Source organism: Kocuria sp. CPCC 205231 (genome assembly GCF_040980965.1).
GTDB lineage: Bacteria > Actinomycetota > Actinomycetes > Actinomycetales > Micrococcaceae > Kocuria > Kocuria rosea.
Genome location: NZ_JAVKPP010000021.1, coordinates 1 through 19,360, shown reverse-complemented (window position 1 = coordinate 19,360; position 19,360 = coordinate 1). Strand labels below are relative to the sequence as shown.

The 19,360-nt window shown below is 75.5% G+C and carries 18 protein-coding genes and 1 pseudogene; 8 read left to right on the top strand and 11 right to left on the bottom strand.

Going from position 1 to position 19,360, the window contains the following annotated elements; genetic code table 11:
- Nucleotides 1–90 precede the first annotated feature (90 nt).
- Nucleotides 91–588: a nucleoside deaminase gene (locus RF640_RS17065; RefSeq protein ID WP_109221345.1), complete on the bottom strand. Its 498-nt coding sequence runs from the start codon at nucleotides 586–588 to the stop codon at nucleotides 91–93.
- 396 nt (nucleotides 589–984) lie between these two features.
- Here RF640_RS17065 and RF640_RS17060 point away from each other — a divergent pair, with 396 nt between their 5' ends.
- Genes RF640_RS17060 through moaA form a run of 4 tightly spaced genes read left to right on the top strand, consistent with a single transcriptional unit; the run spans nucleotide 985 to nucleotide 6,872 of the window.
- Nucleotides 985–2,508 (top strand): xanthine dehydrogenase small subunit, encoded by a 1,524-nt coding sequence (locus tag RF640_RS17060; protein WP_109221346.1) that lies wholly within the window; start codon nucleotides 985–987, stop codon nucleotides 2,506–2,508.
- On the top strand, nucleotides 2,505–4,889 hold the full coding sequence (gene xdhB / locus RF640_RS17055; RefSeq protein ID WP_284562828.1) for a xanthine dehydrogenase molybdopterin binding subunit: 2,385 nt from the start codon (nucleotides 2,505–2,507) through the stop codon (nucleotides 4,887–4,889). The genes RF640_RS17060 and xdhB overlap by 4 nt, the downstream gene beginning before the upstream one ends.
- Before the next feature lies 1 nt (nucleotide 4,890).
- Complete coding sequence (gene xdhC / locus RF640_RS17050; protein ID WP_368828449.1) at nucleotides 4,891–5,745, top strand: xanthine dehydrogenase accessory protein XdhC; 855 nt, start codon at nucleotides 4,891–4,893, stop codon at nucleotides 5,743–5,745.
- The gene (moaA, locus tag RF640_RS17045; RefSeq protein WP_368828448.1) at nucleotides 5,742–6,872 is read left to right on the top strand and encodes a GTP 3',8-cyclase MoaA; all 1,131 of its coding nucleotides are present in this window, start codon (nucleotides 5,742–5,744) and stop codon (nucleotides 6,870–6,872) included. The genes xdhC and moaA overlap by 4 nt, the downstream gene beginning before the upstream one ends.
- 39 nt (nucleotides 6,873–6,911) lie before the next feature.
- Here the strand turns inward: moaA and RF640_RS17040 are convergent, their stop codons facing one another.
- Nucleotides 6,912–7,817 carry a lysylphosphatidylglycerol synthase domain-containing protein gene (locus tag RF640_RS17040; protein WP_251356066.1) on the bottom strand — a complete coding sequence of 302 codons (906 nt, stop codon included), beginning with the start codon at nucleotides 7,815–7,817 and terminating at the stop codon, nucleotides 6,912–6,914.
- Nucleotides 7,818–7,910: 93 nt separating this feature from the next.
- Between RF640_RS17040 and RF640_RS17035 the strand changes: the two genes are divergently transcribed.
- Nucleotides 7,911–8,678 (top strand): CDP-alcohol phosphatidyltransferase family protein, encoded by a 768-nt coding sequence (locus RF640_RS17035; protein WP_081994105.1) that lies wholly within the window; start codon nucleotides 7,911–7,913, stop codon nucleotides 8,676–8,678.
- Here the strand turns inward: RF640_RS17035 and RF640_RS17030 are convergent.
- From RF640_RS17030 to RF640_RS17010, 5 genes are all read right to left on the bottom strand, one after another.
- Nucleotides 8,671–9,537, bottom strand: coding sequence for a class I SAM-dependent methyltransferase (locus RF640_RS17030; protein ID WP_251356065.1), 867 nt, complete (start codon nucleotides 9,535–9,537; stop codon nucleotides 8,671–8,673). The two genes, RF640_RS17035 and RF640_RS17030, sit on opposite strands and share 8 nt — an antisense overlap.
- Nucleotides 9,534–10,712, bottom strand: a complete 1,179-nt coding sequence (locus tag RF640_RS17025) for a glycosyltransferase family 4 protein (RefSeq protein WP_368828447.1) — start codon at nucleotides 10,710–10,712, stop codon at nucleotides 9,534–9,536. Before RF640_RS17025 ends, RF640_RS17030 begins: the two co-directional genes overlap by 4 nt.
- Nucleotides 10,709–11,128 (bottom strand): 6-carboxytetrahydropterin synthase, encoded by a 420-nt coding sequence (locus tag RF640_RS17020; protein ID WP_017834754.1) that lies wholly within the window; start codon nucleotides 11,126–11,128, stop codon nucleotides 10,709–10,711. The genes RF640_RS17025 and RF640_RS17020 overlap by 4 nt, the downstream gene beginning before the upstream one ends.
- A gap of 27 nt (nucleotides 11,129–11,155) precedes the next feature.
- Nucleotides 11,156–12,163 (bottom strand): zinc-binding alcohol dehydrogenase, encoded by a 1,008-nt coding sequence (locus RF640_RS17015; protein ID WP_368828446.1) that lies wholly within the window; start codon nucleotides 12,161–12,163, stop codon nucleotides 11,156–11,158.
- A gap of 114 nt (nucleotides 12,164–12,277) precedes the next feature.
- On the bottom strand, nucleotides 12,278–12,748 hold the full coding sequence (locus RF640_RS17010) for a MarR family winged helix-turn-helix transcriptional regulator (RefSeq protein WP_126346588.1): 471 nt from the start codon (nucleotides 12,746–12,748) through the stop codon (nucleotides 12,278–12,280).
- Nucleotides 12,749–12,823: 75 nt separating this feature from the next.
- On the opposite strand from RF640_RS17010, the gene RF640_RS17005 reads away from it, so the two are divergent.
- The 3 genes from RF640_RS17005 (at nucleotide 12,824) to RF640_RS16995 (ending at nucleotide 15,060) form a co-directional block, all read left to right on the top strand.
- A complete protein-coding gene (locus tag RF640_RS17005; RefSeq protein ID WP_035923331.1) occupies nucleotides 12,824–13,471 on the top strand; it encodes a maleylpyruvate isomerase family mycothiol-dependent enzyme in 648 nt (215 codons plus the stop codon).
- A gap of 73 nt (nucleotides 13,472–13,544) precedes the next feature.
- On the top strand, nucleotides 13,545–14,078 hold the full coding sequence (locus tag RF640_RS17000; protein WP_017834750.1) for an alpha/beta fold hydrolase: 534 nt from the start codon (nucleotides 13,545–13,547) through the stop codon (nucleotides 14,076–14,078).
- Between the two features lie 52 nt (nucleotides 14,079–14,130).
- On the top strand, nucleotides 14,131–15,060 hold the full coding sequence (locus tag RF640_RS16995) for a hypothetical protein (RefSeq protein ID WP_126349770.1): 930 nt from the start codon (nucleotides 14,131–14,133) through the stop codon (nucleotides 15,058–15,060).
- Between the two features lie 2 nt (nucleotides 15,061–15,062).
- Here RF640_RS16995 and fmdA read toward each other — a convergent pair whose 3' ends face one another.
- The 4 genes and pseudogenes from fmdA to RF640_RS16975 form a co-directional block, all read right to left on the bottom strand.
- Nucleotides 15,063–16,316 carry a formamidase gene (fmdA, locus tag RF640_RS16990; protein WP_109221353.1) on the bottom strand — a complete coding sequence of 418 codons (1,254 nt, stop codon included), beginning with the start codon at nucleotides 16,314–16,316 and terminating at the stop codon, nucleotides 15,063–15,065.
- 40 nt (nucleotides 16,317–16,356) lie between these two features.
- A complete protein-coding gene (locus tag RF640_RS16985) occupies nucleotides 16,357–16,641 on the bottom strand; it encodes an FmdB family zinc ribbon protein (RefSeq protein ID WP_109221354.1) in 285 nt (94 codons plus the stop codon).
- Between the two features lie 162 nt (nucleotides 16,642–16,803).
- A complete protein-coding gene (locus tag RF640_RS16980; protein ID WP_368828445.1) occupies nucleotides 16,804–18,231 on the bottom strand; it encodes an FAD-binding oxidoreductase in 1,428 nt (475 codons plus the stop codon).
- A gap of 111 nt (nucleotides 18,232–18,342) precedes the next feature.
- A pseudogene (locus RF640_RS16975) lies at nucleotides 18,343–19,360 on the bottom strand (hypothetical protein); the annotation flags it as partial.

Genomic DNA, 19,360 nt, shown 5'->3' with positions numbered 1-19,360 from the left:
CCCGGGCCCGGCCCTGTCGGCGGGTCTCCCGTGAAGTGTCCAGATCTGGTGGTTCCGGTGGAAGCCGACCGGGGGCGGCGGGCGGTCGGCTCAGTACTCGGTGCGGTGGGCGTTGCCGGCCCACGCCCGGAACGGCTCGGTGCGTGCGGCGAGCGGGACGTGGCGGACCGGCAGGGCCCGGTCACGCTCCTGCGTGCTCCGGGCGAAGAACTCGTAGAACTCGGCGTCGTCGAATCCGCCGGCCGCGGCGTCGTGCCGGTCGGCGGCGAAGTACACCGCGTCCAGCCGGGCCCACAGCGAGGCCGAGAGGCACAGCGGGCACGGTTCGCAGCTGGTGTAGAGCACGGCCCCGCTGAGGTCGAAGGTGCCCAGCGCGCGGCAGGCGCTGCGGATCGCCATGACCTCGGCGTGCGCCGTGGGGTCGTGGTCCACCGTCACGCGGTTGACGGCGGGGAACTCCCGCCCGTCCGCGGTCACGACGACGGCCCCGAAGGGTCCGCCGTCGACAGCGGCGTTCTCCGCCGCGAGGTCGACGGCGTGCTGGAGGTGGGTCTGGAGGTGCGTGGTCTCTTTGTGAACGGTCGACATGCTGCTCAGGTCCTCACGGATCGTGGGGGACCCGGGGAACGGCTGATGTCCGTCGGCGGGCCCACCCGGCTGTCAGATCATGCCCGGTAGATAGTCCCGATCGAGCGGGACCCGCCTGTGGCTGAGGCCAACGTAGAGCAGTTGGACGTGAGGTACAACACATTGTGGAAGAATTCTTCCAGATCCACCGTGGCCCGGTCGTGGCGCCCGCACTCTTGCGGCCCCGTCAGGGCGTGGTTATGGTGTGACTCAGCCTACGGCGGGTCCTGAAGCGGACTATCTACCGGGCGAGCAACGACGAATCGCGCTGGTCCGCCGCCAGAGAGCTCCCGGTACCCCCGGGGAACCACCTGACTCCAGGTCGCGGCCAGTGGCATGCACCGAGGAGCAGCAGGCATGAGCGACATCCGAGTGACGGTCAACGGTCGTACCCGGAGCTGTGACGGGCTCGGCCCGCACACCCGGCTGCTGGACTGGCTGCGCGGCGAGGGACTGACCGGGGCCAAGGAGGGCTGCGCCGAGGGCGAGTGCGGTGCCTGCGCGGTGCTGGTGGCCCGGCCGGACGGCGATGGACGCAGCCGGTGGACCTCCGTCAACGCCTGCCTGCCCCCCGCCGCCGCCTTCGACGGTCAGGAGGTCGTCACCGCAGAGGGCCTCGGCACCGCGGGCGGCACCGGCACGCCGGCGGCGCTGCACCCCGTCCAGCAGGAGATGGCGTTCCGGGGAGGCTCCCAGTGCGGCTACTGCACCCCTGGCTTCGTCTGCTCCATGGCCGCCGAGTACTACCGGCCCGAGCGCGAGGCCCCCGGCGCGACCGCCGAGGCGGCCGCCGGGGCGCAGACCGGCACCGCGGTCGTCGGCGAGGAGCACGCGGCCGACCACGAGTGCGGGCCCAACGGTTTCGACCTGCACGCCCTGAGCGGCAACCTCTGCCGCTGCACCGGCTACCGGCCCATCCGCGACGCCGCCTACGCCCTGGGGACTCCGGCCGACGCCGACCCCCTGCTCCGGCGCCAGGAGCGGCCCGCGCAGCCCGCCCCGCCCACCCGGGTGGAGGCCGACGGCGCACGGTTCGTCCGTCCCGGCTCCCTGGAGGAGCTCTTCGAGCACCTGGAGGACACCCCGGACGCCCAGCTGGTCGCCGGTTCCACGGACGCGGGCGTGGGCGTCAACATCCAGCACGCCCGTCCGCCGCTGACCCTGGCGGTGGACCGGCTCGAGCAGCTGCGCACGCTCGAGGTGGGACAGGAGCAGGTCGAGATCGGGGCGGCCCTGAGCCTGTCCGAGGTCGAGCGCGGCCTCGCCGGGCGGGTGCCGCTGCTGGACCAGCTCTTCCCCCAGTTCGCCTCCCGTCTGATCCGCAACGCCGCGACGTTCGGCGGCAACCTCGGAACCGGCTCGCCCATCGGGGACTCCGCCCCGGCGCTGCTGGCCCTGGGCGCGTCCGTGGTCCTGGCCTCCGCCGGGGGCGAGCGCGAGGTGCCCCTGGACGAGTACTACACCGGGTACCGGCAGAGCGTCCGCCGCCCCGGGGAGATCATCCGTGCCGTGCGGATCCCGCTGCCGACGGCCCGGTACAGCGCGTTCCACAAGATCGCCAAGCGACGCTTCGACGACATCTCGAGCGTGGCCGTCGGCATCGCCGTGCACGTGGAGGCCGGCACGGTCACCTCCGCGCGGATCGGCCTGGGCGGGGTGGCGGCCACCCCGATCCGCGCGCAAGCCCCGGAACGCATCCTCATCGGTGCGCCGTGGAACCGTGACACGGTCCTCGCCGCGGCGGCCGAGCTGGCCGGGGAGGGCACCCCGATCGACGACCACCGGGCCAGCGCCCGCTACCGCTCGGCCATGCTCGAGCAGGCCCTGCTCAAGTTCTGGACGCAGCACGCGTCCGCCCCCGACATGGAGGTGTCCCGATGACGTCCCTCGCCGACCGCCCCGTCAACCCCGTGGTGGGCGTGCCCGTCGCGCACGAGAACGCCGCGCTGCACGTCACCGGCACGGCCCTGTACACCGACGACCTCATCGTGCGCCACCAGGACGTGCTGCACGCCTGGCCCGTGCAGGCCCCGCACGCCCACGCCCGCGTGCAGGACCTGCGCACGGCCCCGGCCCTGGCGGTCCCCGGGGTGGTCCGGGTCCTCACCGCCGCGGACGTGCCCGGGGTCAACGACGCCGGCACCAAGCACGACGAGCCGCTGTTCCCCACCGAGGTCATGTTCCACGGGCACGCGGTGTGCTGGGTGCTGGGCGAGACCCAGGAGGCCGCCCGGCTGGGCGCCGCAGCGGTCGAGGTCGACTACGAGCCGCTGCCGTCGCTGGTCACCGTGGCCGAGGCGATCGAGGCCGGCAGCTTCCAGGGCGCTCAGCCCACCGTCAGCCGCGGGGACACCAGCACCGCGCTGGCCACCGCGGCCCACCGCTTCAGCGGTGAGTTCGAGTTCGGCGGCCAGGAGCACTTCTACCTGGAGACCCACGCCTCCTTCGCCTACGTCGACGAGGGCGAGCAGGTCCTGGTGCACTGCAGCACCCAGCACCCCACGGAGACCCAGGAGATCGTCGCCCACGTCCTGGGTCTGCACAGCCACGAGGTCACCGTGCAGTGCCTGCGCATGGGCGGTGGGTTCGGCGGCAAGGAGATGCAGCCGCACGGCTACGCCGCCGTCGCCGCCCTCGGCTCGGTGCTGACGGGCCGGCCGGTGCGGCTGCGGCTCAACCGCACCCAGGACCTCACGCTGTCCGGCAAGCGTCATCCGTACCACGCCCGGTGGGAGGCCGGTTTCGACGAGAGCGGCCGCCTGCAGGCCCTGGAGGCCACCGTCACCAGCGACGGCGGGTGGAGCCTGGACCTCTCCGAGCCCGTGCTGCAGCGCACGCTGTGCCACATCGACAACGCCTACTGGATTCCGCACGTGCAGGTCCACGGCCGGATCGCACGGACCCACAAGACCTCCCAGACCGCGTTCCGCGGCTTCGGCGGCCCGCAGGGCATGCTGGTGATCGAGGAGGTCATGGGCCGCTGCGCCCCGTTGCTCGGCCTGGACCCCACGGAGCTGCGCCACCGCAACCTCTACGTCCCCGGCCAGACCACGCCCTACGGCCAGCCCGTCCGGCACGCCGAGCGGCTGCGCACCATCTGGACCCAGCTGCTCGACCGGGCCGAGGTCGAGCGCCGCCGCGAGGAGATCGCCGCCTTCAACGCCGCCCACCCCGACACCAAGCGGGCGCTCGCGCTCACCCCCGTGAAGTTCGGCATCTCCTTCAACCTCACGGCCTTCAACCAGGCCGGCGCCCTCGTGCACGTCTACAAGGACGGGTCCGTGCTCATCAACCACGGCGGCACCGAGATGGGACAGGGGCTGCACACCAAGATGCGCCAGGTCGCGGCCACGGCCCTGGGCGTGCCCATGGAGACCGTCCGGCTCGCGCCCACCCGCACGGACAAGGTGCCCAACACCTCCGCGACGGCCGCCAGCTCCGGGGCGGACCTCAACGGCGGGGCCGTGAAGAACGCCTGCGAGCAGATCCGCGACCGGCTGGCCGAGGTCGCCGCCCGCAAGTTCGACATCCACCCCGATGACGTCCGGTTCGTCGACGGCACGGTCACCGGGATCGGCTTCCATGACCGGCAGATGTCCTTTGCCGAGCTCGCCCACGACGCCTACTTCCAGCGGATCTCGCTGTGGGCCGCCGGCTACTACCGCACCGAGGGGCTCCACTGGGACGCGGCCCGGATGCAGGGCGAGCCGTTCAAGTACTTCTCCTACGGCGCCTCCGTCTCCGAGGTGGAGGTCGACGGGTTCACGGGCGCGTACCGGCTGCTGCGCACCGACATCGTCCACGACGTGGGCGACAGTCTCTCCCCGCTGATCGACGTGGGGCAGATCGAGGGCGGGTTCGTCCAGGGCGCCGGCTGGCTCACGCTCGAGGAGCTGCGCTGGGACGAGTCCGACGGGCCGCACCGGGGCCGGTTGGCGACCCAGGCGGCGAGCACCTACAAGCTGCCGAGCTTCTCGGAGATGCCCGAGGAGTTCAACGTGCACCTCTTCGAGGAGGCCACCGAGAGCGGCGTCGTCTACGGCTCCAAGGCCGTGGGGGAGCCGCCCCTCATGCTGGCCTTCAGCGTGCGCGAGGCGCTGCGGGAGGCCGCGGCCGCGTTCGGGCCGGGCGGGCGGAGCACCGAGCTCGCGAGCCCCGCCACCCCGGAGGCCGTGTTCTGGGCGGTCCAGGAGGCGCGCCGCGCCCTGCCCGTGGCGGACGTCGCCGCGTCGACCGCTCCGGCCGCTCCGGCGGCGCGCTGACGTGGACTGGCTGGACGCCCTGCAGCACCTGCGCGCGGAGGGCGCGCCGGGGGTGCTCGTCACCGTCACGGAGGTGCGCGGGCACGCCCCCCGGGAGGCCGGGGCCAAGATGGTCGTGTCCGGGTCCGCCGCGTGGGACACCGTGGGCGGCGGCAACCTCGAGGCGACCGTGGTCGAGCGGGCTCGGGTCCTCCTCGCAGCGGGGGCCACGGATCCGGAGACGATGACCTTCTCGCTCAACGAGCACGCCGCCGTGGAGCACGGGCGCCAGTGCTGCGGAGGCGTGGTCAGCGTGCTGCTCGAGCCCCAGGGCGCCCGCCCCGTGGTCGCCGTGTTCGGTGTGGGCCACGTGGGTCACGAGCTCGCCCGGGTGCTGTCCCGCCTGCCCCTGAACCTGCACCTGGTGGACAGCCGGGAGGGTCAGCTGGCCCCCGCCCGGCTGGCCGACGTCACCGACGGAGCCGCGCAGGTCCGCCTCCACCACAGCCCCGTCCCGGAGAACGTGCTGGCCGGGCTGCCGGCCGGGGCGCACGTGCTGATCATGAGCCACGACCACGCCGAGGACTTCGTGCTGTGCGACGCCGCGCTGCGCCGGGACGACCTCGGCAGCGTGGGCCTGATCGGCTCCCGGGCCAAGTGGGCCCGCTTTCGGCAGCGGCTGCGCGCGGAAGGCCATGCGGAGAGCACCGTGGATCGCATCACGTGCCCCATAGGTCTCCCGGGCATCCCCGGCAAGGCGCCCGCGGTGATCGCGATCAGCGTCGCCGCCCGCCTGCTCCAGGACCTCGCCGGCGCACCGGCTGCGGCGCCCGCGGACCCTGGACGCCCGTCCGAGACGATCGAGGCGGTGACATGAGCGTTTCCCTGGGACTGCCCCGGCTGCGCAGCACCGGTCCGGGCCCCAGCGGCGCCCCGGCCGGGGCCGGGCTGATGGACCGCCACGGCCGCCGCGCCACCGACCTGCGACTGTCGGTGATCGACAAGTGCAATCTGCGCTGCACCTACTGCATGCCCGCCGGAGGTCTGCCCTGGCTGCCCGCCGCCCAGCTGATGACCCCCGCCGAGATCACCCGGATCGTCCACGTCGGGGTGACCGAGCTCGGGGTCACCGAGCTGCGCCTGACCGGCGGGGAACCCCTGGTCCGGGCCGACCTCGAGGACATCATCACCGGGATCCGTGCTACCCACCCGGACCTGCCGGTCTCGCTCACCACCAACGGCATCGGTCTGGCCGCCCGCGCCCAGGGCCTGGCCGAGGCCGGGCTGACCCGGATCAACATCTCCCTGGACTCCCTGGACGCGGCGACCTTCCGCGCCCTGGCCCGCCGGGACCGCCTGGCCGACGTGCTGGCCGGGGCCGAGGCGGCGGCCGCGGCCGGGCTGACCCCGGTGAAGATCAACGCGGTGCTGATGCGCGGGGTCAACGACCACGAGGCCCCCGACCTGCTCGCCTGGGCGCTGGCGCGCGGCTTCGCGCTGCGGTTCATCGAGCAGATGCCCCTGGACGCCGACCACGGCTGGACCCGGGCGGAGATGGTCACCGCCGCCGAGATCCGCCACCGGCTCGGTGAGCGGTACCGGCTGACCCCGCACCCGGGCCCGCGCGAGGGCGCCCCGGCCGAACTGTGGGACGTGCACCCCCGCACCCCCACCCCGGACGAAACCCGGGCCGCCGGCGCCGGGGGCTCCGGTGGCGCACCGCTGGGCACGGTGGGGGTCATCGCCTCGGTCACCGAGCCCTTCTGCGGCGACTGCAAGCGGACCCGGATCACCGCCGAGGGCAGGATCCGGTCCTGCCTGTTCTCCCACGAGGAGGTCGAGCTGCTGCCGCTGCTGCGGGCCGGTGCCACCGACGGACAGCTGGCCGAGCGCTGGCGGGCGGCGATGTGGGCGAAACCGGCCGCCCACGGCATGGACCACACCGGCCTGGACTCCCCCGACTACGTCCAGCCGGAGCGCTCGATGAGCGCGATCGGAGGCTGACGCACACCACGGGCCTCCCGACGCCGGTCGACCGGCTCGTCAGCCGCGGGGAGAACCGGCGCGGGGAGAGCCGGTGCGCCGGGGCAGCAGCCAGCCCGCCAGGACCACGGCTCCCGGCAGGGCCGAGATCAGGGCGAGCAGCCCGTAGCCGATCGAGATCGCGAAGCCGGTCCCGGCGGGCAGGCCGTGGGCCATCGCGGCCAAGGTGGTGATCCCCTCCCGCGGACCCCAGCCGCCCACCCCGACGGGCACGGACATCCCGGCGAGGCCCAGCACGGTGGTCCCCCACAGGTTCGCCAGGGTCTCCTGGGGTGCTGTGCGCACGGCCGCCAGCAGGAACAGCCCCTGGTAGCAGGCCCAGGCGAGCACGGACAGCGCCCACACCCCGGCCCGGTCCCGCGCCGGGGCGCCGCTCGTGGAGCGCCAGGCGACGGCACCCACGGCGAGCGCCCCGAGGCCGAGGACCGTGGCGAGCCAGCCGCCGACCGCCAGGGCCGGGACGACCCCGGCCGCGAGGAGCACGGACGTCCCCGCCAGCCGTTCGCCCAGCACGGAGCCGCCGGCGCCGGGCCAGCTGTCGCCGCGCCGGCGGCGGCGCAGCACCCGCACGGCGTCCCCGGTCACGCCCCCGGGCAGCAGCAGGTTGACGAGCCCGGACGCCCAGCACTCGCCCAGCGCCTCCCGGAAGCCGATCGGTGTGGCCCGGTTGCGGGCCACCAGCCGCCAGCGCTGGGCCTGGGCCGCGGTGGCCACGAGCCCGGCGCCCAGGGCGAGCGCCACGGTGGCGGGGGTGAGGATCCCGACGGCGCTGCGGACCGCGTCCGTGCCGAGCACGCGGAACAGCATGGCGAGGAGGACCAGCCCGGCCACCGCCTGCCCGGCGGCGAGCAGCACGCGGAGTACGGGCCGCCGCCGCGTGGGGGCGGGCGTGGTCTCGGCGGGCATGGGCGCAGTCTAGCCACCGCCCGCCGCCGCCCGGATTGACGCGGCGGGCCGGGCCCGCCCAGGATGAAGACCCCCGACGCGGAAGGCGACCGCATGCCCCTGGCCCGTTCCACCGGCCCGCACTCCTCGGCGCGCCGGGACGGTCTGCTCGCCTTCGCGGTGCTGGGCGGCGCCCTCGCGGCGCTCCTCCTCCTGGCGGACGCGGCGCTCCCCGTGCTGGCGTGCTCGGTGCTGCTGGGTCTCGCCGTGCTCGGGGCGGTGGTGCGCAGCACCGTGCGCCGCCGCGGCGAGCCCTACGGCCCCGCCGACCGGGTCACCGTGGGCCGCTCCGTGCTCGTCGCCCTGGCCGCCGCGCTCCTGCCCCTGGGGCTGGCCCCCGTGCTGGGGCATGACGGGGGCCGGCCCGCCGACGCCTGGTGCTGGGCCGTGTTCGCCGTCGCGCTGCCCGCGTGGCTGCTCGACGGGATCGACGGGTGGGTGGCGCGCCGCACCGGGACCGCCACGCGCGCCGGGGCCCGGTTCGACCAGGAGGTCGACGCCGTGCTGCTGCTGCTCCTCTCGGTGGCGGTCGCCGCCCGGATCGGGCTGCCGGAGGCGTGGTGGGTGGTGGTGATCGGCGCCCTGCGCTACCTCTTCCTGCTGGGCCTGCGGGTGCGCCCGGCGTGGCGCCGCGAGCTGCCCTTCTCCTCGTACCGGCGGGTGGTGGCGGGGATCCAGGGCGGCGTCCTGCTCGGCGCGCTGGTCCCCCTGATCCCGCTGCCGCTGGCCGTCACGGCCACCGTGATCGCGCTCGTCCTGCTGCTGGTGTCCTTCGGCCGGGACGTGCTGTGGCTGGAGCGGTGCGCCCGCGGCCTCAGCTGACGGGCGGCAGGCCGAGCACGTCCGCGTGCCCCACCGTGGCCCGCAGCCGGCCGCGGGCGCAGTCCACCAGGCGGGTCCGCAGCCAGGCGTGGGCCTCGGCCGTGAGGTCCGGGCGGTGCTCCACGGCGGCGTCCGCGCGGTCGGCGAGGAACCGCTCCAGGAGGGGCCGGGCCCACGGCTGGTCGGAGATCCACCAGGGGGTGGGCGTCACGTCCACGACCATGCCGCGCTCCTGCAGGGCCTCCGCGGCCAGCCGCACGGCGTCGGTCCCGGCGAGCTCGCCGCGGTGCTGGTGGTCCTCGAAGGCCCCCAGCACCGGGGGGTCCAGGTGGTGGGGCGGGTCGATGAGGACCTCGCCGTCGACGGTCAGGGCGAGGAGCGCCGGGACGGCCTCCTCGGAGAGCACGCGCGCCAGGTCCCGGAGCTGCTGCCGGGTCAGCAGGTCGAGCAGGGCGGAGCACGTCACGAGCCGGCGGGCCGCCGGGTGCTCCGCGAGCACCCGGCCGAGCTCCTCGACCCCGGCGAGGACGGGCACGACGTCGGCCCCCTCCGCTCGGGCGGCGGCCACGGCCTGGTCGAGCAGCTCGCGGTCGTGGTCGAGCAGGATCCAGCGCTGGGGGCCGGGGAGGTGCCGGGCGAGCCAGGCCCGGTTCGCGCCCGTCCCGGCGCCGAGGTCCACCACCACGACCGGCTCGGTGTCCGCGGCGCCGGGGGCCGCGGCCGGCGGCAGCTGCTCCCAGTGCCGCACGATGCGGGCGATCAGCGGCAGGGAGTCCTCGCGGGCCGCGGCGTCGGCGGGCTCCCGCAGGGCCAGCCAGTCGCCTGCGACGGGACGGTCGGGGACGGGGCGGTTCGTCATGACGGCCTCCTGGTGGGGTCGGTGTCGTGGTCGGGGTCCCGGCCGGGACTGCGCCCGTGGGGGTCGGACGGGTCGAGGGGCTTGCCGATCGCCGCGAGGACGTCGCGGGCGGTGTCCGTCCAGCTGCGCAGACGGTCGCGACGGGCCAGTGCGGCGGCCCGCCACTGCGCGCGCAGGGCGGGGTCGGTCAGCCAGTCGCGCAGCACCGCGGTCCAGGCGGACGGGTCGGTGGGGTCGAGGGCGGCACCGGCCCGGGGGCCGGCACCGGACGGAACACCGGTGTCGGGCGCACCCCGGGGTCCTGGCGTGCCGTCGAGGGCCTCGACCGCACCGGTGCCGGCCGCGACCACCGCGGGCACGCCGTGGGCGAGCGCCTCGGTGACGACCATGCCGTAGGTCTCGGTCGTGGAGGGCAGCAGCAGCAGGTCGGTGCGCGCCCACTGCCGGGCCAGCGCGGCGCCCTCGAGGGGACCGGGGCAGCACACGCGCCCCGGATCGGGGAGGTCCCGGACTGCCGCGCGCAGGGTGCGGACGTGCTCGGGGCCGCCCTCGGGGCCGACGAGGTCGAGGGTCCAGCCGAGGGCGGTCAGCGGCGCGAGGGCCTCCAGCAGGAGGCCCTGGTTCTTGCGCGGCGTCAGGGACGCCAGACAGGTCAGCCGCGGCGGGCGCGACCCCGCGGCCACCGGTCCGCGCTCGGCCCCCGGCTCGGCCACGACGGCGTCCGCGGTGCCGTAGCGGCGGAGGAGGTCGCGGGCCGCCCAGGCGCTGGGCGCCAGCACGCCGGTGGCGGCGGCCAGAGCGGCAGCCTCCCGCCGGGCGAGCTCCGTGGCGGCCGCGGGGTCCAGCCCGGTCTCGGCGGGCAGGGGCAGGTGCACGAGCAGGTGCACGGGCACCCCGGAGCGCACGGCATCGTCGACCGCCTCCGGTGCCGCGCACCCCACGAGGCCGTCGAGGACGACCGCCCGCCCGGGGGCCGGTGCGCCCAGCGCGCGCCGCACCCGGGCCCGGGCGGCACCGTCCGGCGCGGGCCAGCCCCCGGCCACCGGCACGAGCCGGGCCGGGCGCCCCAGGGCGTCCAGCGCCGCCACGAGCCGGCGGTCGTAGAGCGAGCCGCCGGTAGGCCGCCCGCCGTCGTCGGGCACCACCACGTCGATGCCCCCGCGCGCGGTGCTCACCGGGCGGGGGCGGGCCCGCCGCGCTCGCTCAGCACGGGCAGCTCGAGGGTGTAGGAGGCCCAGGCGTCGGGGGTCTCCCGGAGGGTCACGGTCAGCCGCTCGAGCCCTTCGACGAACGCCGCCCCCGCCGCGAGCCGCTCGGCGACGTACTGGGCCAGGACCTCCGTGGTGGACAGCCGGCCCGCGAAGTCCGGGTGCTCGTCGAGGTTGCGGTAGCGCAGCCCGTCGAGGACGCCCGCGAGCAGGTCGTTGGCCACGCCGATGTCCATGACCACCCCGTGCTCGTCGAGGACCGGCCGGGACCAGGTGGTCTCCACCACGTAGGTGGCCCCGTGCAGGTTCTGGGCGGGGCCGAAGAACGGGTCCGGCAGGCTGTGGGCGATCATCATGTGGTCTCGGACGGTCAGGGTGAACACGGAGCTCCTCGGGTGGGTGGGGGACGGTCAGTCGTAGTGCACCACGTGGCACAGGACGTCCGGGGCTCCTGCGGCGAGCCGCGCCATCGTGGCGGGGAGCTCCTCGAACGAGGAGCTCCCGGAGAGCAGGGCGTCGAAGCGGGGGTCCCGGAGGGCCTCCAGCGCGGTGGCGAGCCGGTCGGCGGTCGTGCGGCGGGCCCGGCGGGCGGGGGCGACGGCGCCCACCTGGCTGGCGCGCAGCTGCAGCCGGCGGGCGTGGAAGTCGGCGCCGAGCGGGACGGCCGGGTCCTCGTCGCCGTACCAGGACAGCTCGATCAGCTCCCCCTCGTCGCCGAGCAGCTCGAGCCCCCGCGCCAGGCCGGCGGCGGTGGAGGAGGCGTGCAGGACGACGTCGCACTCCCCCGCGGCGTCCTCCGGCAGCACGTGCTCCACGCCGAGCCGGGCCGCGAGCCCCCCGCGGGACGGCTGCGGGTCCACGAGCTGCAGCCGGGCCAGCGGGAAGCGGGCCAGCAGCGCAGCCGTGCACGCGCCGATCATCCCGGCGCCGACCACGGCCACGCGGTCCCCGAAGCGGGGCGCGGCCTCCCACAGCGCGTTGACGGCCGTCTCCACCGAGCCGGCGAGCACCGCGCGCCCGGAGGGGACGTCGTCGGGCACCGGGGTCACGGCGGAGGCGGGGAGCACGTAGCGGTCCTGGTGGGGGTGGAGGCTGAAGACCCGCCGGCCCACCAGGTCCTCCGGCCCCTGCTCCACGACGCCCACGGAGAGGTAGCCGTACTTCACGGGGCCGGGGAAGTCCCCCTCCTGGAACGGGGCGCGCATCCGCCCGTGCACGCGCGCCGGGACGAGGCCGCGGTGGACGAGCGACTCGGTGCCGCGGCTGACCCCGGAGCGCAGCGCCCGCACCAGGACGTCCTCGGGGCCCGGGACGGGCAGCTCCGCGGTGCGCAGCTCTCCCCGGCCGGGCTCCACGGTCCAGTAGGCCCGGCCGGTGCGGGGGTCCTCCGGCGGGGCGGGGTGAGCGGCGTCGGTCATGGTCCCATTGTGTCCTGACGGCCGCGCCGCGCCACCGGGTGACCACGGCGCGCCCCCGTGACCCCCGTGCCCCGGCCGACCACGCCGCCGCGGGGTCGGCCGGGCGCCGCCGGGTCAGCCGGGCGCCCCGTGGTCGGCCGGCGGGGAGCGGACGCCGCCGGGCTCCTCGTGCAGCTCGGCGAGCCCCCGGCGCAGCGCGGCATAGCGCCGCGCCCCGAGCCGGCGCCGCCACTGCTCCTCCACCTCGGCGACCACCCCGGCCGCCACCGCCTGGGCGGCCCGGCCGCGCTCGGCGACGCTCACGAGCCGCGCCCGGGCGTCGGCGGGATCGGGGCGCCGCTCCACGTACCCCTCCTCCTCCAGGGCCTGGACGAGCAGGCTGGCCGTCTGCTTGGTGACCCGGGCCTGCTCCGCCAGCTGCACCGTGCGGGTGCCGTCCGGGCCGATCCGTTGGAAGATCCGGGCCTGCGCGTAGGAGAGGTCCGCGAAGCCGGCGGCGTGCAGGGCTTCGACCACCCGGATCTCCATGTCCCGGTACGGGTAGTACAGCAGCAGCCCCGTGTTGGTCCCCGCGTCCTCGTGCATGCCCACCCCTTGACAGCCTGGCCGTCGCCGCCGGAAAATTCAGTCAGGAAACCTGACCATCTGGAGGAGATTATCATGGACCGCGACGCCATCTGGGACGCCGTCCACCGGGAGCGGTCCGCGCTGGCGGACCTGCTCGAGACGCTCCGTCCCGAGGAGTGGGACCACCCCACCCTCTGCCCGGGATGGGCGGTGCGGGACGTCGCGGCGCACGTCATCGCCTCGCCCCAGGTCGGTCTCGCCGATCTCGTCCCGGCCCTGTGGCGGGGCCGCGGGGACTACAACCGCGCCCTGTACCTGGACGGCCGGGCCCGCGGCCGCCGGCCGGTCGAGTCGATCCTCGCCGACTACCGCCGCCTGGACGGCTCGAGGCGCCACCCGCCGGGAACGACCGTCCGCGAGCCGCTGCTGGACGTCCTGGTCCACACCCAGGACATCGTCCTGCCCCTGGGCCGGCACCACGCCATGCCCCCGGAGGCCGCGCGCACGGCCGCCGACCGGGTGTGGTCCATGCCCTTCCCGTTCCGGGCGCGCCGGAGACTGCGCGGGGTGGCGCTCACCGCGACCGACGTCGACTGGCACGCCGGCAGCGGCCCCGAGGTCCGGGGCGCGATCGACGCGCTCCTGCTGCTGCTGACCGGCCGCACCGCGGCGTTGGACCGGCTCGAGGGGCCCGGCCTCGACGTCGTGGGAGCGGGCCCGGGAGCCTCCCGCCGCTCTTGACACCTCGCCGCGGCGGCGGGGACGCTGGTGGAGGCGGCGTCCGCCGTCACCTCCCCCGTCCCCGAGGTGACCCATGGTCCAGCGCATCCTCTTCCTGCACGGTGCCGGGCCCCAGCCCCGCACCGGCGACAACCCGGTGCTCGAGGCCGTGCGGCGGCAGTGGCCCGATGCCGACCTCGTGGCCCCGGACCTCCCGAGCCCGGAGGATCCCGACCCGGACCAGTGGCAGGAGGCGATCGGCCGGGCCGTCCGCGCCATCCCGGACGAGCCCTGGGTGATCGTGGGCCACTCCCTCGGCGGGTCCGAGGCCCTGCGCTTCCTGTGCCACCGGATCCCCACCCTGCTGCAGCGCGTCGTGACCGTGGCGGCCCCGTGCTGGTGCCCGGAGCACCCGGACGTGGAGGAGCAGGGGTTCGCCCTGCCCTCCACCGTGGGCCGGAAGCTCGCGGACCTCGAGATCGTCGTGGTCCACGCCGAGGACGACGACGTGGTGCCCCCCGCCCACGCGCGCTGCCTCACCGAGCGGCTGCCCTCGGCCCAGCTCGTGCTGCTCCCCTCCGGCGGGCACCTGCCGACGTCCTGGACGGACCGGGGTCTCATTGCGTGAGGCGGACCCGCCCGGCTCGGCAGGACGGCCGCCGTGCGAGAGCATGGGCACCATGAGCCGATCGCACCCGCAGCACCGCAGGACCGTCCGCACCCTGGGGGCCGCCGCGCTCCTCCTGGGACTCACCGTCCCGGCCCCCGCGGCGGCGCTCCCGGCCGCCCCGGGCGGTGCGGCCGCCACGACCGCGGCGGTCACCGTCCCCGCCTCCTGCGGTCCGGCCGCGGGCCCGCTGCCCGCCGCGGCGCAGGACGACCGGCGTGCCCTGACCACCGCGCTGGACGGGCTGAGCGCGGCGGTGGGCGCCGAGATCGGGCTGCTGGTGCAGGACGCGGACGGCCGCACGGTCTTCGCCCACCGCCCCGAGGTGTCCGGCATGGAGGCCAGCCTCTCCAAGGTCCCGCTGGCCCTCACCACCATGCGCCTGGCCGCCGAGCGGGACGGCCGGCTCACGGAGCAGCAGCGGGCCCTGATCCGCGACAGCGTCCACGAGAGCGGCAACGAGTCCACCACCGCTCTCTACGGCGCGCTCGGGCCCACGCTCTCCGCCATGGAGGGCGAGCTCAACGAGACCTACGACCTCATGGGCGTCAGCTCGACCCGGTCCTCGGGCGGCTGGGGCCACAACCTGACCACCGCCTCCGACCAGCTGGCCGTGCTGGGCACGGTCGTCCACGGGGCGGACTGGCTGCCCGAGGAGGACCTGGCCTGGTTGCGGGAGCAGATGCGGCCCACCCATCCGTCCCAGACCTGGGGCGTGGGCGCGGCCCGCGCGGACGGGTCCGGGGCGGCGGACTCCCTCGTCAAGAACGGGTGGCTGCCGGACGCCGGCGGCGCGTGGGACACCCACAGCGTGGGGCGCACGGTGTCGGGCGGGACCGCCCACCACATCGCGGTGCTGGGCTCCGGCTACCCCTCCGCGGCCTGCGGCCAGGACGTGGCCACCGCCGTGGTCGACCTGTACCTCGCGCTCGGGACCGGCTGAGCTCACGCGGCCGCGTGCGGCGCCCCCGCGCCCGGATCCACCCGGTGCGGTCCGGACGCGGACGGCCGGACGTCGAAGTCGAAGATCGCGGTGGGCAGATAGACCGTGGCGCAGGAGTTGGGGATGTCCACCACCCCCGAGAACCGGCCCTCGATCGGCGCGGCGCCCAGCAGCAGGTACGCCTGCTCCGGGGAGTACCCGAACTTCGTGAGGTAGTCGACGGCGTGCAGGCACGCCCGCTGGTAGGACAGCTGCGAGTCGAGGTAGCGCTGCTCCCCGTCGAGGGTCACCGAGGTGCCGGAGAAGGCGATCCACTCGCTGTACTGCGGGTCCGTCCTGCCCGGCAGGAAGATTGCGTTCTCCGTGACCCCGTAGGTCTCCATGCCGCCCTTGATGACGTCCACGTGGAAGTCGATGAACCCGCCCATCTCGATGGCGCCGCAGAACGTGATCTCGCCGTCGCCCTGGGAGAAGTGCAGGTCGCCCACGGAGAAGTTCGCGCCGTCCACGAAGACGGGGTAGAAGACGCGGGTGCCCTTGGTGAGATTCTTGATGTCCTGGTTGCCGCCGTTCTCGCGGGGCGGCGCGGTGCGCGCGGCCTCCGCGGCGACCCGCTCGACGTCCGGGCCGGGAACCCCGCCGAGCAGGGCGTTCTCCGGCTCGGGCGGCAGCGCCAGGGGCGGGACCCGGTCCGGGTCGGTGGCGATGAGCGCCCCTTCGCGCGCGTTCCACCGGGCCAGAAGCTCCGCGGAGGGCGCGGTGCCCATCAGGCCGGGGTGGACGATGCCGGTGAACGAGACCTCCGGGACGTGCCGCGAGGTCGCAGTCTGGCCGCGGAAGTCCCAGATCGCCTTGTAGGCGTCCGGGAACCGGTCGGTGAGGAAGCCGCCACCGTTGGACCGCGCGAAGACGCCGGTGTACCCCCAGCCCTGCCCGGCCAGGGGGCCGGAGTCCTCCTGCGGGATCGGGCCGACGTCGAGGATGTCGATGACGAGCAGGTCGCCCGGCTGGGCGCCCTGCACCGCGAACGGGCCGGAGAGCTTGTGCACGGTCGTCAGCGGCGCGTTGAGGACGTCCTCGGCGGAGTCGTCGTTGACGATCGCGCCGTCGAACCACTCCCGGCAGTGCACCCGGAACGTGTCCCCCGGTCGCACGGTGGCCACCGGGGGGATCTCCGGGTGCCACCGGTTGTGCCCGACCAGCTGCTGGTCCTCGAACGGCCGTGACGAGTCCAGGGGAAAGATGAGCTCCGGCATGACGTGCCTCCTTGGCGGCTGTGCTGCGGTGGTGTGCCTCTTAGGGCCGGGGAAGTCTGCGGTGCAGGGGGTTGCCGGTGGTGCGGGTCGCTCGCCGGGAGCCGGGCGGGGGCGCGGCGACGACGTCGGGCTCCGCGGCGGTGCGCTCGGTGCGCTCGATCAGCCGGGCCGCGGGGGTGCCGGCCCGGGAGAGCCCGGGCGCGCTCATCAGCCGCCGCGCCGCGGAGCCGCAGCCGGGGCAGTCGCTCTCGCGCGTGGCCGCGCCCATGCCCAGCAGGACCTCGAAGTCGCCGCACTCCCGGCACCGGTACTCGTAGATCGGCATGCGGGGCGCCTCCCGGGAACGCGGGGTCTCTGGACTGACGACCCTAGTGCGGGGTCCGTGGCCGGGGAAGGGCTGCCATCGACATCGCCCGGACATGACGGGGCGGGGCCGCAGGTTCCTCGGGGCGCGAGCCCGCACCAGGAGGCCCTGCCGGACGTGCGCTCAGGGCCGGCCGGGCGGCACGTTCAGGTTGTGCCGGAAGAGGTTCCCGGGATCGTAGCGGTCCTTGAGGGCGGCCAGCCGCTGGTGCTTCTCCCGCCCGTAGGCCAGGCGGGCCGCCTCCACCGGGTCGCCCCCGAGCTCGGCGTCGGGCCCCAGGAGGCCGACGTACTCGCCGTGCTCGGCGAACGGCTGCATCGTGTCCCGCACGGTCCGCACGAAGGCTGCGAGGTGCTCGTCCTCGGCCGGGTCGTGCCGGACGCCGTGCACCGTCAGCCAGTACCGTGCGGACCGGTTGGGGAAGGCGGTGGCCTCCTCGGGCACCCTGCCGAAGGCGCCCTCGAGGTGGTGGACGTCGATGCCGGTGCCTCGGCAGGTGATCCCGGAGGCCAGCCCGACGAGGACGTCGACGACCTCGTCGTCCAGCCGGGAGAAGGGAAGGTTGCGCCAGTGGCCGTGCGAGCCCCGGGGGAAGAGCCCGTCCCGCGCCCCCTGCCACGCGAGCCAGGGCGTCGGGCCCATCTCCTCGGCGTCGGGCGGAGCGTCCTCCCGCAGTCCGTCGACGACGTCCAGGCCTGCTGCGTGGTCCTCCGAGACCCAGCTGAACCCCACGGTCAGCACCGGTTCCTCGCCCATCCCGGCCGCCGGGGGCGGGATCGCGAAGGTGAGGACCGGGTTCATCTCGTCCGGCAGACCGCGCGACCACGCGGCGAAGGCGGACAGGGCGCCCGCCCAGCGCGGCCTTCGGTAGTGGAGGTTCCCCGCGAGCACGGTGGACGGCAGCCGGCGGGCCCGGAAGGTGAAGGAGGAGACCACCCCGAGGTTGCCCCCGCCGCCGCGGAGCCCCCAGAACAGCCCGGCGTTCTCCTCCTCGCTGACGTGCAGGTGGTCGCCGGCTGCGGTCACGACGTCGGCGGAGTCCAGGTTGTCGAGGCTCAGCCCGTTGCTGCGGGTCAGCCACCCCATGCCCCCGCACAGGGTCAGCCCCGCCACGCCCACCGCGCCGGTGAGGCCGCCGGGAACGGCGAGGCCGTGCCGGGCCGTGGCGCGGTCGAGAGCGGCGAAGGTGGTGCCGGGCTCCACGCTCACGAGCTGGTTCGCGGGATCGACGACGACGCCCCGCAGCCGCCCGAGGTCCAGCACCAGGCCGCCCTCGACCGTGCCGTGGCCCGCCACGCCGTGCCCGGCGCCCCGCACCGCCAGCGGCAGGCGCGTGCGCTGGGCCGCGGCCAGCGCCAGGTCGATGTCGGCGAGGTCCCCGGCCCGCACGAGAGCCCGGGGACGGGCGTCGATCAGGCCGTTCCAGACGCGGCGGGCCCTGTCGTAGTCGGCGTCCCCCGGCTCCACCAGCGCCCCGGCGAGACGGCCCCGGAGTTCCTGGAGCGCCCTGGTCGTCCCGTGGTCCGGCGCACCGTGGTCGGTGGTGCTCATGGCTCCCGCTCCCGCGCGAAAGTAATTCGTCGGCCCGGGGCAAATTCTAGTCGTCCGCGTTCCCGACTCGGCAGATGACCTCGTCACGCCTGCATAACTCCGCGCGGGACGTCAGGGACGGACGGTCCCGTCCGCTCCGGCGGCCGGCCGGAGCTCGGCGGCCGGAGCCGCCCCGGCGGCCGGCCGGAGCTCGGCGGCCGGAGCCGCCCCGGCGACACCGGCGCCCTCCGCGGGGCCGGCCGGATCGGCCGGGTCGGTGGTCCCGGTCCTGCCGGTGGCCGGCCCGGCCGCGGCCTTCGGCGCCGGGCTGTCCGGCTCCGCGTCCTGGTCGTTCGGGATCCCGTCGCCGTCGCGGTCCAGGTCGTCCTCGTTGCGCAGGCCGTCGCCGTCCATGTCCGGGTCGTCAGCGTTGTCGATGTCGTCCCCGTCGATGTCGGAGTCCAGCTCGTTGGGGATCTTGTCCCCGTCGATGTCGGGATCCTCCATGTCGATGGTCCCGTCCCCGTCGGTGTCCCGCACCGCGTCCGGCACGACGACGGGAGCGACTCCCGGCTCGAGCTCGGGCTCCACAGGATCGGGCTCGACGGGATCAGGCAGGGTCTCCACCGGGTCCGGCACGGTCTCCACCGGGTCCGGCACGGTCTCCACCGGGTCCGGCACGGTCTCCACCGGCGCGGGCACGGTCTCCACCGGATCCGGCCGGTCAGGCTGCGCAGCCGGCGACCCCGGCGTGGTCGGAGTCGGTGTGAGAGCGACCGGAGGGGGCGTGGTCACCACCGGGGCTGCTGGGGCGGCCTCCACCTGCTTCGCCGGCTGCTTGGCGTTCCCGGTCTTCTCGGCCTTCGCCTTCTTCGCGGCGTCGGCCTTCGTCTTCTCCGCCTCAGCCTTCGTCTTCTCGGCCTTCGCCTTCTCGGCCCGCTTCTTCTCTGCCTCGGTCTTCTTCTTCGCCGCCTCGGCCTTCTTCGCCGCATCGGCCTTCTTGGCGGCCGCCGCCTTCTTCGCCGCATCGGCCTTCTTGGCGGCCTCCGCCTTCTGCGCGGCCGAGTCCTCGACCGTGCCCGGGACGGGGACCTCGAGGGAGTACTTGCTGCGGGAGGCGGGGATGACGCGCATGCCGTCGACCCAGTCG

What these genes read in the sequence shown, in the direction of transcription:
- RF640_RS17065 (WP_109221345.1), bottom strand. Translation starts at nt 588, where the DNA reads ATGTCGACCGTTCACAAAGAGACCACGCACCTCCAGACCCACCTCCAG.
- RF640_RS17060 (WP_109221346.1), top strand. Translation starts at nt 985, where the DNA reads ATGAGCGACATCCGAGTGACGGTCAACGGTCGTACCCGGAGCTGTGAC.
- xdhB (WP_284562828.1), top strand. Translation starts at nt 2,505, where the DNA reads ATGACGTCCCTCGCCGACCGCCCCGTCAACCCCGTGGTGGGCGTGCCC.
- moaA (WP_368828448.1), top strand. Translation starts at nt 5,742, where the DNA reads ATGAGCGTTTCCCTGGGACTGCCCCGGCTGCGCAGCACCGGTCCGGGC.
- RF640_RS17040 (WP_251356066.1), bottom strand. Translation starts at nt 7,817, where the DNA reads ATGCCCGCCGAGACCACGCCCGCCCCCACGCGGCGGCGGCCCGTACTC.
- RF640_RS17035 (WP_081994105.1), top strand. Translation starts at nt 7,911, where the DNA reads ATGCCCCTGGCCCGTTCCACCGGCCCGCACTCCTCGGCGCGCCGGGAC.
- RF640_RS17030 (WP_251356065.1), bottom strand. Translation starts at nt 9,537, where the DNA reads ATGACGAACCGCCCCGTCCCCGACCGTCCCGTCGCAGGCGACTGGCTG.
- RF640_RS17015 (WP_368828446.1), bottom strand. Translation starts at nt 12,163, where the DNA reads ATGACCGACGCCGCTCACCCCGCCCCGCCGGAGGACCCCCGCACCGGC.
- RF640_RS17010 (WP_126346588.1), bottom strand. Translation starts at nt 12,748, where the DNA reads ATGCACGAGGACGCGGGGACCAACACGGGGCTGCTGCTGTACTACCCG.
- RF640_RS17005 (WP_035923331.1), top strand. Translation starts at nt 12,824, where the DNA reads ATGGACCGCGACGCCATCTGGGACGCCGTCCACCGGGAGCGGTCCGCG.
- RF640_RS17000 (WP_017834750.1), top strand. Translation starts at nt 13,545, where the DNA reads ATGGTCCAGCGCATCCTCTTCCTGCACGGTGCCGGGCCCCAGCCCCGC.
- RF640_RS16995 (WP_126349770.1), top strand. Translation starts at nt 14,131, where the DNA reads ATGAGCCGATCGCACCCGCAGCACCGCAGGACCGTCCGCACCCTGGGG.
- fmdA (WP_109221353.1), bottom strand. Translation starts at nt 16,316, where the DNA reads ATGCCGGAGCTCATCTTTCCCCTGGACTCGTCACGGCCGTTCGAGGAC.
- RF640_RS16985 (WP_109221354.1), bottom strand. Translation starts at nt 16,641, where the DNA reads ATGCCGATCTACGAGTACCGGTGCCGGGAGTGCGGCGACTTCGAGGTC.
- RF640_RS16980 (WP_368828445.1), bottom strand. Translation starts at nt 18,231, where the DNA reads ATGAGCACCACCGACCACGGTGCGCCGGACCACGGGACGACCAGGGCG.